Source organism: Actinomycetospora chlora (assembly GCF_039542135.1).
Lineage (GTDB): Bacteria > Actinomycetota > Actinomycetes > Mycobacteriales > Pseudonocardiaceae > Actinomycetospora > Actinomycetospora chlora.
Map to the genome: position 1 here is coordinate 35,294 of NZ_BAABHO010000020.1, position 13,677 is coordinate 48,970.

Annotated in this window: 14 protein-coding genes; 3 read left to right on the forward strand and 11 right to left on the reverse strand. The window is 75.5% G+C overall.

All coding sequences use genetic code 11. The features are described 5' to 3' along the window. The first annotated feature begins 170 nt into the window (after window positions 1-170). Together ABD994_RS14190 and ABD994_RS14195 are read left to right on the forward strand one after the other, a co-directional pair. On the forward strand, window positions 171-929 hold the full coding sequence (locus ABD994_RS14190) for a CYTH domain-containing protein (protein WP_345415552.1): 759 nt from the start codon (window positions 171-173) through the stop codon (window positions 927-929). 71 nt (window positions 930-1,000) lie between these two features. After that, a complete protein-coding gene (locus tag ABD994_RS14195) occupies window positions 1,001-3,667 on the forward strand; it encodes a DNA translocase FtsK (RefSeq protein WP_345415555.1) in 2,667 nt (888 codons plus the stop codon). Window positions 3,668-3,725: 58 nt separating this feature from the next. Here the strand turns inward: ABD994_RS14195 and ABD994_RS14200 are convergent, their stop codons facing one another. The 5 genes from ABD994_RS14200 to ABD994_RS14220 form a co-directional block, all read right to left on the reverse strand. After that, window positions 3,726-3,956 (reverse strand): Ada metal-binding domain-containing protein, encoded by a 231-nt coding sequence (locus ABD994_RS14200; protein WP_345415557.1) that lies wholly within the window; start codon window positions 3,954-3,956, stop codon window positions 3,726-3,728. Next, window positions 3,953-4,606, reverse strand: coding sequence for an alpha-ketoglutarate-dependent dioxygenase AlkB family protein (locus ABD994_RS14205; protein ID WP_345415560.1), 654 nt, complete (start codon window positions 4,604-4,606; stop codon window positions 3,953-3,955). The genes ABD994_RS14200 and ABD994_RS14205 overlap by 4 nt, the downstream gene beginning before the upstream one ends. A 62-nt stretch (window positions 4,607-4,668) precedes the next feature. Continuing rightward, complete coding sequence (locus ABD994_RS14210) at window positions 4,669-5,340, reverse strand: response regulator (RefSeq protein WP_345415563.1); 672 nt, start codon at window positions 5,338-5,340, stop codon at window positions 4,669-4,671. Further along, window positions 5,337-6,473 (reverse strand): sensor histidine kinase, encoded by a 1,137-nt coding sequence (locus tag ABD994_RS14215; protein WP_345415566.1) that lies wholly within the window; start codon window positions 6,471-6,473, stop codon window positions 5,337-5,339. The genes ABD994_RS14210 and ABD994_RS14215 overlap by 4 nt, the downstream gene beginning before the upstream one ends. Window positions 6,474-6,490: 17 nt before the next feature. After that, a complete protein-coding gene (locus ABD994_RS14220) occupies window positions 6,491-6,919 on the reverse strand; it encodes a hypothetical protein (protein WP_345415569.1) in 429 nt (142 codons plus the stop codon). A gap of 142 nt (window positions 6,920-7,061) precedes the next feature. On the opposite strand from ABD994_RS14220, the gene ABD994_RS14225 reads away from it, so the two are divergent. Then, the gene (locus tag ABD994_RS14225; protein WP_345415572.1) at window positions 7,062-7,499 is read left to right on the forward strand and encodes a hypothetical protein; all 438 of its coding nucleotides are present in this window, start codon (window positions 7,062-7,064) and stop codon (window positions 7,497-7,499) included. A gap of 6 nt (window positions 7,500-7,505) precedes the next feature. Here the strand turns inward: ABD994_RS14225 and ABD994_RS14230 are convergent, their stop codons facing one another. The 6 genes from ABD994_RS14230 to ABD994_RS14255 are packed head-to-tail and all read right to left on the reverse strand — an operon-like array spanning window position 7,506 to window position 13,483. Then, on the reverse strand, window positions 7,506-8,522 hold the full coding sequence (locus tag ABD994_RS14230) for an amidohydrolase family protein (RefSeq protein WP_345415575.1): 1,017 nt from the start codon (window positions 8,520-8,522) through the stop codon (window positions 7,506-7,508). Further along, window positions 8,519-9,487, reverse strand: a complete 969-nt coding sequence (locus tag ABD994_RS14235; protein WP_345415578.1) for a fumarylacetoacetate hydrolase family protein — start codon at window positions 9,485-9,487, stop codon at window positions 8,519-8,521. The genes ABD994_RS14230 and ABD994_RS14235 overlap by 4 nt, the downstream gene beginning before the upstream one ends. Further along, window positions 9,487-10,422, reverse strand: coding sequence for a VOC family protein (locus tag ABD994_RS14240; protein WP_345415581.1), 936 nt, complete (start codon window positions 10,420-10,422; stop codon window positions 9,487-9,489). The genes ABD994_RS14235 and ABD994_RS14240 overlap by 1 nt, the downstream gene beginning before the upstream one ends. A gap of 12 nt (window positions 10,423-10,434) precedes the next feature. Continuing rightward, the gene (locus ABD994_RS14245) at window positions 10,435-11,565 is read right to left on the reverse strand and encodes an FAD-dependent monooxygenase (protein WP_345415585.1); all 1,131 of its coding nucleotides are present in this window, start codon (window positions 11,563-11,565) and stop codon (window positions 10,435-10,437) included. Further along, window positions 11,565-12,551, reverse strand: a complete 987-nt coding sequence (locus ABD994_RS14250; RefSeq protein WP_345415589.1) for a cyclase family protein — start codon at window positions 12,549-12,551, stop codon at window positions 11,565-11,567. Before ABD994_RS14250 ends, ABD994_RS14245 begins: the two co-directional genes overlap by 1 nt. Further along, on the reverse strand, window positions 12,548-13,483 hold the full coding sequence (locus ABD994_RS14255) for a fumarylacetoacetate hydrolase family protein (RefSeq protein ID WP_345415592.1): 936 nt from the start codon (window positions 13,481-13,483) through the stop codon (window positions 12,548-12,550). Before ABD994_RS14255 ends, ABD994_RS14250 begins: the two co-directional genes overlap by 4 nt. Window positions 13,484-13,677: the final 194 nt, after the last annotated feature.

Sequence of the window (13,677 nt, forward strand, 5' to 3'; positions counted from 1 at the left end):
CGTGTCGTTCCGGACACCGGAACGACCGGTGGGCGTACGGACGCCCCTGTACGACCGGAGGGGGTCCACCGCGGTAGGTGTCGCGCGTCACGGGGCGCGGCTAGGGTCGCGGTCGGGGCGGAACCGCTGTCGGGGGGCGGATGCACCGTCCGGTGGGAGGTCGGTCGCAGGTGGGCAGGTTCGGGACGGCCGAGGCGCTCGCGTGGTTGGCCACCCACGGCACGCACGCCGACAGCATCGAGCTGAAGACCCTGCTCGTGCCGCCGGCGGGAGCCGCGGCGGAGGCCCTCGCGGGCCGGCACGCCCCCACGTGGAGCGTCCGTCAGACCTACCTCCTCGACACCGCTGACCTGGACTTCCTGCGCGCCGGGGTGGAGCTGCGGCTGCGCCGCCGGGCCCGCGGGAAGTTCGACCTCGCGGTCTCCGCGCGCCGCCGCGGCACCGAGCTCGGCTGCTACCGGCCCCGCGGCGCGCGCGTGGAGTACGACGTCGTCCCCTCCGGCGTGTGGAAGGACATCGAGGTGCGCCGGGACATCGACTCGTCCACGGCCGCCGCCGTCATCGCCGGCTCGACGAAGTCGCGCGACCTGCTCTCGATGACCCAGTGCGGCTGGGCGTGCGAGGGCGGCAGCGAGGTGGTCGACGACGCCCGCCTCTCCGAGCTGCACGTGCACGGGCCGCTGGTGGTGCGGCGGGTGAAGGTGGGGGCCCCGCACCTGGGCCTGCGCCGGGTCGACCTGGAGCACTTCCGGTTCCCCAGCGGGCGCGAGCTGGTGGAGCTCTCGACGCGCTGCGACCCGCCGGAGGTGGAGGCGACCGCGTCGGGCTTCGAGCAGCTCCTCGACGAGCGCGACGTCCCCGTCGCCCCGGACTACTGCACCAAGACCTCGGTCTGGCACGACGAGATCACCCACCGTCACGGGGGCTGATCCGCCGGCCCGATCGGGCGGGGCGCGTGTGGTTACCGGGACCCGTGGTGCCCGCGGGATACCGTGGCGGCATGGCCGGCCGGACGGAGACACGAGACCAGCGTGGGGGCTCGGACCGCAGCCGTCCGCTCACCGGGGGCCGCACCCCGCGCCCACGGGGCGGTGGCACGACCACCCGCTCTCCGCAGCAGCCGCGACGACCCGCGAAGGGCGGCCGCCCTGCCGGCCGCGCACCGCAGAAGGGGCGCCAGCCCGCCCGCCGCCGCGGCCCCGGGCCGATCGTCCGCTCGCTGCGCACGGGTTGGGTGCTCACCGCCCGCGGGCTCGGCTCGCTCGTGCGCACGCTCGGGCGCGCCCGTGACGTCGACGCCGCCCACCGCCGCGACGGCGTCGCCCTCGGGCTCGTCGTGCTCGCCGTGCTCACGGCCGCCGGGGTGTGGTGGGGCGCGGGCGGCCCGGTCGGCACCGGCCTCGACATCGGGCTGCGCACCGTCATCGGTGCTGCGGCGCTCGTCCTGCCCGTGGTGCTCGTCGGCGTCGCCGTGATCCTCCTGCGCACCGACCCGTCACCCGAGACACGGCCGCGCTCCGTCGTCGGGGCGCTGCTGCTGGCCGTCGCGGTGCTCGCCGTGTGGCACCTGATCGGCGGGGCGCCGGCGGACCTCGCCGGCCGCCGCGGGGCCGGGGGCGTGCTCGGCGCCGTCGTCGCCGACCCGCTGGCCCGCGGCGTCACCTCCTGGCTCGCCGGGATCGTCCTCGTGCTCGTCGGGCTCTACGGGCTGCTCGTGCTCACCGGGACGCCGGTGCGCGAGGTCGGCGAGCGGCTGCGGCTGCTCGTCACCGGTGAGCACCCGGACGACGAGTGGGGCGGCCCGGACGACGTCGACGTCGATGACGACCCGGACGGCACCGCGCCCACCACCGAGATCCCCCGGCGCCGGCGGAAGAAGGGCGACGACGCCGCGGCGGACGAGCCGGGCGCCGACGACGACGCGGCCGCCCACCCCGCCCGGCACCGCGACCGGGCGGCGGCGGCCGTGCCCGACCTGACCCGGGAGCCCGAGGACGAGCCGGCACCGGAGCCGCCGCCGGCGAAGCGGCCGAAGGCCCCGGCGCGGGCGGCCACCCCGCCGCCGGTCGCGCCCGAGCCGCCGGAGGAGACCGAGACCGACCCGCAGGCCGCGACGTCGTTCAGCTCGCACCGCGAGACCGACGGCGACTACCGGCTCCCGCCGCCGGACCTGCTCACCCCCGGCGAGCCGCCGAAGGCCCGCAGCGCCGCCAACGACGCCATGATCGAGGCGATCACCGGGGTCCTCGAGCAGTTCAAGGTCGACGCCGAGGTCACCGGCTTCACCCGCGGCCCGACCGTCACGCGCTACGAGGTCGAGCTCGGCCACGGCGTGAAGGTCGAGAAGATCACGGCGCTGCACCGCAACCTCGCGTACGCGGCGGCGACCGACCGCGTGCTGCTGCTGGCGCCGATCCCGGGCAAGTCGGCGGTGGGCATCGAGGTGCCCAACACCGACCGCGAGATGGTCCGCCTCGCCGACGTCCTGACCTCGCCGACGGCCCGGGCCGAGACCCACCCCATGGTCATCGGCCTCGGCAAGGACATCGAGGGCCGGATGGTCACGGCCAACCTCGCGAAGATGCCCCACCTGCTGGTGGCGGGCTCGACGGGCTCCGGCAAGTCGAGCTTCGTGAACTCCATGCTCGTCTCGCTGCTCTCGCGGGCCACGCCCGACGAGGTCCGGATGATCCTCATCGACCCGAAGATGGTCGAGCTGACGCCCTACGAGGGCATCCCGCACCTCATCACGCCGATCATCACCTCGCCGAAGAAGGCGGCCACGGCACTGCAGTGGCTGGTCGAGGAGATGGAGCAGCGCTACGCGGACATGCAGGCCAACCGCGTGCGACACATCGACGACTTCAACCGCAAGGTGCGCTCGGGGGAGATCCAGGCGCCGCCGGGGTCGGAGCGCGTCTACCGCCCGTACCCCTACATCCTCGCGATCGTCGACGAGCTCGCCGACCTCATGATGACCGCGCCCCGCGACGTCGAGGACGCGATCGTCCGCATCACCCAGAAGGCGCGCGCCGCCGGCATCCACCTGGTGCTCGCCACCCAGCGCCCGTCCGTCGACGTCGTCACCGGTCTGATCAAGACGAACGTGCCGTCCCGGCTGGCGTTCGCGACGTCCTCGCTGACCGACAGCCGCGTCATCCTCGACCAGCCCGGCGCCGAGAAGCTCATCGGCATGGGCGACGCGCTGTTCCTGCCCATGGGCGCGGGCAAGACGAACCGCCTGCAGGGCGCCTACATCGCCGACGACGAGATCGCGGCGGTGGTCGACCACTGCAAGGAGCAGGCCGACCCGGACTACAACGAGGCCGTCACGACCGAGGCCGCCGGGGAGAAGAAGGAGATCGACCCGGACATCGGCGACGACCTCGAGCTCGTCGTCGCGGCGGCGGAGCTCATCGTCACCAGCCAGTTCGGGTCGACGTCGATGCTGCAGCGCAAGCTGCGGGTCGGGTTCGCCAAGGCCGGCCGGCTCATGGACCTGCTCGAGACCCGCGGCGTCGTCGGCCCGTCGGAGGGTTCCAAGGCCCGTGACGTGCTGTTCAAGCCCGACGAGCTGCCGGACCTCCTGGCGTCCCTGCGCGGCGAGCCCCCGCCGGCCCCGGCCGCCGACCCGGACTCGGACATCCCGCCCCCGACCGAGGACTGACCCGCTGCTCCAGCGAACGGCCTGTTCGCTGCGTCTACGCGTCCGAACTCCCCGTCGATCACCGGCCGTCCGGCCGGCAGACGCGGCACGGCCGGTAGCCCGCGGCGCGGGCCGTCGCCGCGTCGGCGAAGAACACGCGGTGGCGGGCGTAGTACCCGCGGTCGAGCCACCGCCGCGCGCTGGGGCAGTCGAGCCGGCCGTAGATCCGCAGGCGCCGGTGCCCGCCGAGGGTGCCGGGCGATCGCGACGCGTACGGCCGCCCGTCCGCGCCGAGCAGGCGGTGGGTCACGCGAGGCCCGAGACGCGCAGGGTGATGTTGATCCGCTCGCCGGGGGCGGTGCCGACGTCGGGGACGTCGAGCCCGGGGAGCAGCCTCGGGACACCGTGGTACGCGAGCCGGTGCTCGCCGCCGAAGACGACGAGGTCGCCGGAGAGCAGCTCGACGTCGTGCCACGGGCCGCGGCGGTGGTGCGGGCTCCCGATCCGGAACACGCAGGCGGTGCCGAGGCTCAGCGACACCACCGGGTCGGGCGCCCGCTCCTCGCGGTCCTGGTGCATCCCGAGGCGGGCGTCGCCGCGGTAGGTGTTGACCAGCGCGACGTCGGGTCGGTAGTCGACCGGCACGCCGTACGCGTCGGCGACCGCCGCCGCCCCGAGGTCGGCCAGCCAGCGAGGGAACGCCGCGACCGGCGACCCGTCCTGGTCGTCGCGGGTGCGGCTGTAGCGGTAGGGGATCCAGTGCCAGCCCAGGCACACGGTCTCGACGCTCATCCGGGCGCCGCCCGGCAGCGTCGCGTGCCGGGCACCCGGGCCCTCGCGGGCCCACCCCCGCGCGGCCCCCACGAGGTGGCGCTGCACGTCGACGGACAGCCAGTCCGGCACGTGGACCACGCCGGGCGCGAGGGTGCGCCGCTGTCGGGGGATCAGTTCGAGCGCCACCCCGGGAGGACACCACGGGCGGCGTGATCGTGGCGGCGGGGGAGGAACGGCCGGTGCCACGCTCAGGTCTCGGGCAGCCGGACGCCCTCCCGGTAGGCGAACACGACGAGCTGGGCGCGGTCGCGCGCGCCGAGCTTGACCATGGCCCGGCTCACGTGGGTGCGGACGGTGTCGGGGCTGATCACGAGCTCGCGGGCGATCTCGTCGTTCGCGCGTCCGGTGGCGACCCACGCCACCATCTCGCGCTCGCGGGTGGTCAGGGAGCCCCAGGCCGCACGGTCGGCCGCGGGCCCGCTGCCGCGGCTCCCGAACCCGGCGATGACCCGGCGGGTCACCGACGGCGAGAGCAGCGCCTGACCCGCAGCGACGACCCGGACCGCGTCCACGAGCTCGGCCGGGACCCGGCTCTTGAGCAGGAACCCGCTGGCCCCGGCCTGCAGCGCCTCGAAGACGTACGCGTCGATCTCGAAGGTCGTGACCACCACGACGCGGGTCGCGGCGAGGGCACGGTCGGCGGTGACGGCGCGCAGGACCTCGAGACCGTGCGGACCGGGCATCTGCAGGTCGAGCAGCAGCACCCGGGGGTGCCGCGACCGGACCAGGGACAGCGCCTGGTGCCCGTCGGACGCCTCGCCGACCAGGCGGAGGTCCGCTTCGCGCTCGACCAGCACACGCAGCGCCATCCGGACGAGCTCGTCGTCGTCCGCGAGGGCCACGGTGATCGGCTCCGTCACGAGCGTGCCCGCCGGGGGAGGCGGGCGTCGACCTCGACGCCCCCACCCCGTCCCGCGGTGACGGTGAGGGTGCCCCCGAGCGCCTCGGTCCGGGCCCGGAGACTGCCGAGGCCGTGGCGCGCGCTCATCGGCGCGGCGGGCCCCGCGAGGCCCCGCCCCCGGTCGCGGACCACCACGGCCACCGCGTCCGGGTCGTGGTCGATCTCCACGCTCGCGGTGGTCGGCCCGGCGTGACGGAGCACGTTGGTCAGCGCCTCCTGCACCACGCGGTGCACGGTCGTCGAGACCTCCTCGTCCATGCCCGTCCCCGCGTCGCCGGCCGAGCGCAGGTCGACGGGCAGTCCGGCGGCCCGGACCCGGTCGACGAGCTCCTCGAGGTCGGCGACCCCGGGCGCCGGGCCGCGCAGCGTGTCGAGCATCCCGTGGAGGTCCCCGAGGGCGGCATCCGCCGAGTCCCGGATGGCCTCGAGGCAGCGACGGGCCTGGTCGGGCTGCTCGTCGAACACGGTCAGGGCGACACCGGCCTGCATGCTGACCACCGCGAAGCCGTGCCCCGCGATGTCGTGCACGTCGCGCGCCACGCGGAGCCGCTCGGCCTCGGAACCGCGGGCGAGCAGCTCCTCGCGTTGCCGCGCGGCGGCGTCGCGGCGGAGCCGGACCACGACCCCGAGCAGCAGGGGCAGGGCGACGAACACCGCGGCCCAGGCCACGAGCACCCCGGTCGCGACGACGGGCAGCTCCGCGCGCAACCGGGTGGCGAGCCCGCCGGTGAGCACCACGGCCGTCGCCGCGCCGACGAGCAGGGCGCGCCCGAGGGGCCGCCGGTCGCCCAGGGCGAACGCGCACATCGCCACGACGAGCTGGACGGGTCCGTAGGGACCACCGAGGACGAGGTAGCCGGCCACGACGAGGCCCGCCAGCAGCGCGGCGGCCTCGGGCCACCTCCGGTGCCCGGCCCAGACCGCCGACACCGCCAGGACACCGCCGACGACGACGCCGACCGCGCCGACGTCGACCGGGCGCGCGGCCTGGCCGGCCGCCGCGATCGCGGTCCCGGCGAGGAGGACCGCGGCGAGCGCGGCCGTGCGCCAGGGCTCGCGCACCCTCGAGGGCGACCACCGACCGGTCGACACGCCGGCAGCGTAGGTCGTCACGCCGTCCGGGTCCGGGCGCGCGCCGGACACAGGACCACGATGCCCGCCGCGACCGCGACGACGAGGCCGAGGAGCTGCAGGACGGCCGAACCGAAGGTCAGCAGCGCCGACGGGTCGGCCAGCCGGTCCAGCGACGCGGGCACGGTGAGCGCCCCGTAGAGGAAGGTCGCGGAGACCGGCACCGCGAGCACGACCGCCGACCGTCCCGGGACGATCGCCACGAGGAGGGCGAGCGCCGCGAAGATCGCCGGGCCGGGGCCGTCCCAGTGCAGGCCCTCGGGCGCGGCGTCACCCACGGCCGTGGCGAGCAGGCCGGCGACCGTGGCGATGCCCGCGGCACGGCGGGGATGGCCCCGGGCGACCGGGCGGAGGGCCCGGAGGCGATGCGGGCGGGCGACGTCCGGCGGTGGCGGGGGCGCGGTCATGCCGACAGCCTCGGCGGCGGGCGGTGGCGGGGCGTCCGCCGTGTCGCGGCTCCGCGGCGGCCCGGCCTACGCGATCCCGCGTAGCCGCCGGCCGCGTCCGGGCGGACGACCGGGCGACGTCCGGCGGGCGACGCTCCCGGTCATGAACCAGCACCTCACGTCCCTGGCCGGCCGCCTCCCCCGCGCCACCCGGTGGTCCCTCGCGGGCCTCCTCGTGGGCATCGTCGGCCTCGTCGTCCAGGCGATCGCCGACCCCGGGAAGTTCACCGAGGCCCAGGGCGCCTTCGGCGGCATCCCCTTCCCGCCCGGCATCCTGTTCATCCTGGCGGCCGGGGTGCTCACCGTGGCCACGTCGCGGTGGCGATGGCACCCCGTCTTCGCGGTGCTGATCGGGGTCTGGATCGTCGGCGTCGGCGCCCTCGCGGGCTTCCTGCTGCCCAACCTCACGTCCGCGAACCCCGGCACGGTCGTCGGCAACGTCGTCATGTCCGTCGGGCTGATCGCGGCCGCCGTGCTCGGTGTGGTCGCGATGATCGCGCCGGGACGTCGGACCGTCCGTGCCGGGACCGGACGCGCGTGACCCCGGTCAGACGGCTCCGCGCGCCGCGACGGGGGCCAGGAGGGCGGCGGCGCTCCCGGCGCGGACGAGCTCGGCCTCGGCGGGGTCGAGCCCGGCCGCCGCGAGGCGGTCGAGCGGGTCGGTGACGCCCATGTCGAAGGGGTGGTCGGTGCCGAGCGCGACGCGGTCGGCCCCCGCGACGGCGACGAGGTGGCGCAGCGCCTCCGGCGTGTACACCAGCGAGTCGAACCAGAGCCGCCGCAGGGCCCGGCTCGGCGGCGCCGGCGCCGCGCGGTCACCGGGGCGGGCGTGCCAGGCGTGGTCCTGGCGCGCGGTGCCGTACGGGAAGAAACCGCCGCCGTGCGCGGCGAGCACCCGGACCCCCTCGGGCAGCGCGTCCGAGGCCACCAGCCGGGAGAGCGCGACGGTCGTCTCGACCGGGTTGCCGACGCTGTTGGAGAGGTAACCGACGTCGAGGCGCTCGCCGAGCGTGCAGCCCCAGGGGTGGACGAACACGACCGCCTCGAGCTCGGCGGCCGCGGCCCAGAACGGGCGCAGCGCGGGGTCGTCGAGCTCGCGGCGCACGCCGTCGGGCCCGGCGACGAACGTCCCGACCTCCACCCCGCGCAGCCCGGCGGCGACGGCGGCGTGCAGGACGTCGACGGCGAGGTCGGGGTGCTGCAGGGGCGTGGTGCCGAGGCCGGTGAGCCGGTCGGGGGCGCCGGCGCAGTGGGCCAGCACGCCGTCGTTCACCGCCGCGGCGTACCGGGCGGCGAGGTCGCCGTCGGCCCAGGTGTGGTGGATGGGCATCGGGCTGACCAGCTGCACCTCGATGCCGGCCGCGTCCATCGCCGCGAGGCGCACGTCGCGGTCGGTCAGCGCCGGGCCGAGGGCCGCGATCTGCTCGCGGTTGACCCGCGACGACGCCGGCCCGGCGGCCCGCGCCTCGGCGGACCTGGCCTCGGCGAGGGCGGGCTCGTCGGCGACCAGCGCCTCGGCGGCCGGGACGAGGACGTGGGCGTGGACGTCGGTGGTCGGGCTCATGCGGTCTCCCGGTCGGCGGGGCGGGTGCGGGGACGGGTCCGGGCGCGGGAGATCGGCACCGGGTCGGCACCGGCGACGACGCGCGAGGTCAGCGTGCCGATGCCCTCGACGGTCAGCGTCACCACCGATCCCGGGCGAAGCGGCGGCAGCTCGTCGCGCGACGTGCCCCGGCCCCACAGCTCGCCGAGGCAGCCGCCGTGGCCGCAGGTGCCCGAGCCGAGCACGTCGCCGGGGCGGACCTCGGTGCCGCGTGACGCGTAGGCCACGAGGTCGCCGAAGGGCCAGCCCATGTTGGACAGCAGGTCCTCCCCGACGACCGTCCCGTCGACCGCCGCCGTCATCGCGAGGTCGAGGAAGCCCTCGGGGTCGGGGGTGAACTCGTCGGCGGTCACCAGCCACGGCCCCAGCGTCGTCGCGGTGTCCTTGCCCTTCGCCGGCCCGAGCCCGACCTGCATCTCGCGGGACTGCAGGTCGCGCGCCGACCAGTCGTTGAGGATCGTCAGGCCCACGACGTGCGACCACCCGTCGGCGGGGGCGACGTCGCGGCCCGTGCGGCCGATGACCGCGCCGATCTCGAGCTCGAAGTCGAGCACCGAGCACCCCGGCGGGACCGGGACGTCGTCGCCGGGACCCAGCGTCGCGTAGGGGTTGGAGAAGTAGAACGTCGGCGCGTCGTACCAGGCCTCGGGGATGCCGGACAGGTTCCGCATCCCCTCGACGTGCTCCTCGAACGCGACGAAGTCGCGCACGGTCGGCGGCTGCAGCGGGGCGAGCAGGCGGACGTCGTCCAGGGCGACCGGGCGGGCCCGCAGCGCCTCCTCGCCGGCGTCGAGCAGCGTCCCGGAGCGGAGCAGGTCGAGCACCGTGACGGGACGGTCGAGCAGGTGGACCCGCTGGCCGCCGCCGTCGTCCACCACCACCCCGACGCGCTCCGCTCCCTCGTGGCGGACCGATGCGACCTTCATCAGACCGGCGGGGCGACGAAGACGCCGCGGTCGGGGTCGTTGAACGACTTCTTGGCGACGAACTCGCTCATCGGGTTCGCGGTGCCCCACTGGTCGGAGACCTCGGGGTTGGTGAAGTCGTACAGCGACGGGTGCCAGGTGTCCTCGTCGAGGCACTCGAGCTCGGTCGTGTACTCGACGGTGTTGCCCTGCGGGTCGAGGAAGTAGGAGAACGTGTTGTTGCCGGCCAGGTGCCGGCCGGGGCCCCACACCTTCTCGACGCCCGCGCGCAGCAGCCGCCCGGTGCCGCGCATGTACTCGTCGATGCCGCGGAGCTCGAAGGACGCGTGGTGCAGCGACACGTGCGGGCAGCGGGCGATCGCGAGGCTGTGGTGCTGGGGGTTGCAGCGCAGGAACCACATCATCTCGCCCATGTGCGGGGAGAACAGCGTGTCGGAGAGCGTGAAGTCGAGGTGGCGGTCGTACCAGGTGACCAGGGCCTCGGGCTGCGGCGAGTTGATCACCACGTGGGAGAGCTTGACCGGGACCGACTCGCCCTCCTCGACCTTGCGGTGGGCCCGCGTCGCGACATCGGAGGACACCTCGATCGTGCGGCCCTCGAGGTCGAAGAAGCGGAAGCCGTAGCCGCCGCCCGGAGTCCGGAGCTTGTCCGGCGTGCTGACGAGCGTGACGCCCTCGCGGCCCAGCTTCTCGGCCAGGGCGTCGACGTCGGCGGCCGTCTCCGCGCCGAACGCGATGAGGTCGACGCGCTTCTCCGCGTCGGCGCGCAGGCGCACCTGGTACTGCTCGGGCGAGCCCTCGGCGGCGAGGAACGCGATGCCGGTGTCGGTGGTCTCGGGGGAGAGCTTCCACAGGTCGCGGTAGAAGGCGAGCTGGGTGTCGAAGTCGGGCACGGCGAGGTCGACGTGCCGGAGGTGGGTGATCAGGCGGTCCATGGTGTCCTCTGGTCAGGGTCGCCGGGCGAGCAGCGCGGAGGTGCGGGCCATCAGCCCGGGGACGTCGGCGGCGCCCCCGGCCTGCGGCGGGGGCTCGTGGTCGAGCAGCCAGCGGGCGAGCTGCACGGAGCCCGCGACGACCGTGCCGGCGCGCTCCCGGCGGCGGGTGGTGTACGCCTCGAGCGCGGTGTCGAGGTCGTCGGCGGCCAGCAGCTCCTCGGCCAGCACCGTCGCGTCCTCGAGGGCCATCGCCGCGCCCTGGGCCAGGGTCGGCGGGCACGAGTGGGCGGCGTCCCCGGCGAGCACGACGCGCCCGCGGTGCCACGGGCCGTCGACGAGGTGGTGGGTGAACCACGTGTAGTTCACCCGGGCCGGGTCGGTCATCCGCTCGCGGATCTCCGTCCAGGGTCCGCCGTAGTGGCCGGCGAGCTCGCGCATGGTGGCGAGCTGCTCGTCGGGGGAGAGGCCGGTCCGGTCGGCGGCGTCCTCGACGAGGTAGGCGTAGATCGAGTCGTCGCCGGTGGGGCAGTAGCCGGCGATGTAGGCCGCGCCGCCGTAGGTGAGGTCGGTGCGGGTGATGCTCGCCGGCCGCGTCGTGAAGACCCGCCAGATGCCCATGCCCAGCGGCTCGGGCCGGGTGTCGATCCCGATCGCGCTCCGGACGGCCGAGTTGAGGCCGTCGGCGCCGACGACGAGGTCGTAGGTGTCCGAGGTCCCGTCGGAGCAGGCGACCTCGCAGGTCTCGGTGACGCCCTCCAGTCGGACCCCGGTGCGGATCTTCACGCCCACCTCGGCCGCCCGCGCGGCCAGGAGCCGCGCCATCTCCCCGCGGGGCATGCCGACGGTGGCGGGCAGGTCCGGCCCGCCGGTGCGGGCGTCGGGGATGACGGCCAGGACGCCGCCATCGGGCGTGCGCAGCCCGACCTCGTCGAACGCGTACCCGGCGGCGAGGACGTCGTCCAGCACGCCGAGGTCGCGGAAGACCCGCAGCGCGTTGCCCTGCAGGGTGATCCCGGACCCGGAGGAGCCGATCTCCGGGCTGGCCTCGACGAGGTCGACGGCCACGCCCGCGCGGGCGAGCAGGATCGCGGTGGCGGTGCCGGCGGCGCCGCCGCCGACGACGAGGACGTGCTCCGGTCTCATCACATCACCGCGATCGGGTTGACGGGGGAACCGACGGCGCCGGTGATCCGCAGCGGCGCGGCGGTGAGGAAGAAGGCGTAGCGGCCCTCGGCCGCGCAGGCGTCCGCGAGGCCGTCGAGGTCCCACATCTCGCCGAGGAACAGGCCCAGGTGCGGGATGGCGACCTGGTGCAGCGGCTGGAAGGCGACCTCGAACTCGTTGGGCCGCACCTCCACGCCCCAGGTGTCGGTGGCGATCGCGGCGATGTCGGTGTCGTGCAGCCAGTCGAGCGTGGTGAACGACAGCCCGGGCGCCGGGCCGCCGGCGTAGCCGCCCCAGCCCTCGCGCCGGGTGCGGGCGTACTGGCCGGTGCGCACGCAGACGATGTCGCCGGGCCGGACCTCGACGCCCTGGACCCGCGCGACCTCGTCGAGCTCCTCGGCGGTGATCGGGTAGGAGTCCGGCAGCTCGCCCTGCTCGTCGCCGAGCACCCGCCCGGCGTCCAGCAGCACCCCGCGCCCGGCCAGGTGGGCGGCGGCGGTCTCGATCCCGGTGAGCCGGTCGCCCTCGACCCGCACCACCGCGGCGGCGTCCCGGCCGTTCCACGCCTTGCCGTGGTCGAAGATGTGGCCCAGGCCGTCCCACTGCGTGGAGCACTGCAGCGGCATCGCGATGACGTCGTCGGCGCCGCCGATCCCGTGGGGGAACTCGCCGTCGAGGGCCTCGTGGCCGGTGCCGAGCATGGTGTGCACCGGGTTGGTGCGCTTCTTCCAGCCGTTCTGCGGGCCGGTCTCGTCGAAGGGCTGGGACAGCGAGAAGGCGGTCCCGGTGCGGACGCACGCCGCGCCCTCCACCCGCTTGGCCGGGGTGAGCAGGTTCAGCGAGCCCAGGACGTCGTCGGGACCCCAGCGGCCCCACCGCGAGACGCGGGCGACGACGGCGGCGACGGCCTCCTCGGGCTTGGCCGGGTCGTGCCCGGCGGCGACGATCGCGCTGGTGTCGGTCACTCCGCCACCACCCGCGTCCGCTGGGTGCCGAGGTCGACGCCGTGGCCGGTGATCGACCCGGTCATGACGTCGCCGTCGCGCAGCAGCCGCCCGACCGCCATGCCGTTGCCCGCCGGGCTGCCGGTGAGCACGAGGTCGCCGGCCCGCAGGGGCGTGATCTCCGAGGCGGCGGCGACCAGGGCCGCGACGTCGAAGAGCATGTCCTTGGTGGTCTCGTCCTGCATCACCTCGCCGTTGAGCTCCAGGCGGATGCGCAGGTCGGTCGGGTCGACGTCCCGGGCGGGCACGAGCCACGGACCGAGCGGGGTGAAGCCCGGGCCGTTCTTCCCGCGGAACCAGTCGGTGCCGATCTCGGGCATGTCGCGGCGGAACACCTGGTCGCGGGCCGTGAGGTCGTTGGCGATCGTGTAGGCGGCGACGTGGTCGCGCGCGTGGGCGCGGTCGACCCGGAACGCCTCGCGGCCGATCACCGCGGCCAGCTCGAGCTCCCAGTCGAGCTTCTGCGTCCACGGCGGGACGACGACGTCGTCGGTCGGGCCCGCGACCGCCGACGGGAGGCCGATGAACAGGTACGGGGTGCCCTCCGCCGCGCGCCGGTCCATCATCTCCGCGACCTCGGCCCGGATCTCCGCGTCGGGCCGGGTCCCGCGCTCGGCGTGGTGCGCGGCGGCCAGGTCGATCACGTGCGTGCGGTAGTTGGCGCCGGACTGCAGGATCTGCCCGGGCTCGACCGGGGCGTGGACGTGCAGGCCGGACAGGGGCTCGCCGCCGGTGCGGGCGTCGAGCTCGGGGAGCGCGCGGTCCCAGTCCCGGAGCAGGTCGCACATGTTCGCCGCGAGGTCGGAGAGGTCGACGACGCCGTCCTCCCCGGTGACGAGCCCCGGGAACGCTCGATCCTCCCCGGGTCTCGAGAACGTCCCCAGCCTGATCATGCGTCCTCCGCAGCGCCGTCGGTGTGGTCCCGCCCACGATGCGGCCACCGCCTGCCGCCCGGGAACCGCGAACCGCTGATGGCGGGCATCGCCCCGGTCGATGCCGCCCGCCCCTGCCTACCCCCCGGATCCGTGATCACCAGTCCGAAAGGCACGTGTGGCGACCCCCGCGAGGTGCCTTTCGGACTGCTGAT

What these genes read in the sequence shown, in the direction of transcription:
- ABD994_RS14195 (WP_345415555.1), top strand. Translation starts at nt 1,001, where the DNA reads ATGGCCGGCCGGACGGAGACACGAGACCAGCGTGGGGGCTCGGACCGC.
- ABD994_RS14220 (WP_345415569.1), bottom strand. Translation starts at nt 6,919, where the DNA reads ATGACCGCGCCCCCGCCACCGCCGGACGTCGCCCGCCCGCATCGCCTC.
- ABD994_RS14225 (WP_345415572.1), top strand. Translation starts at nt 7,062, where the DNA reads ATGAACCAGCACCTCACGTCCCTGGCCGGCCGCCTCCCCCGCGCCACC.
- ABD994_RS14230 (WP_345415575.1), bottom strand. Translation starts at nt 8,522, where the DNA reads ATGAGCCCGACCACCGACGTCCACGCCCACGTCCTCGTCCCGGCCGCC.
- ABD994_RS14235 (WP_345415578.1), bottom strand. Translation starts at nt 9,487, where the DNA reads ATGAAGGTCGCATCGGTCCGCCACGAGGGAGCGGAGCGCGTCGGGGTG.
- ABD994_RS14240 (WP_345415581.1), bottom strand. Translation starts at nt 10,422, where the DNA reads ATGGACCGCCTGATCACCCACCTCCGGCACGTCGACCTCGCCGTGCCC.
- ABD994_RS14245 (WP_345415585.1), bottom strand. Translation starts at nt 11,565, where the DNA reads ATGAGACCGGAGCACGTCCTCGTCGTCGGCGGCGGCGCCGCCGGCACC.
- ABD994_RS14255 (WP_345415592.1), bottom strand. Translation starts at nt 13,483, where the DNA reads ATGATCAGGCTGGGGACGTTCTCGAGACCCGGGGAGGATCGAGCGTTC.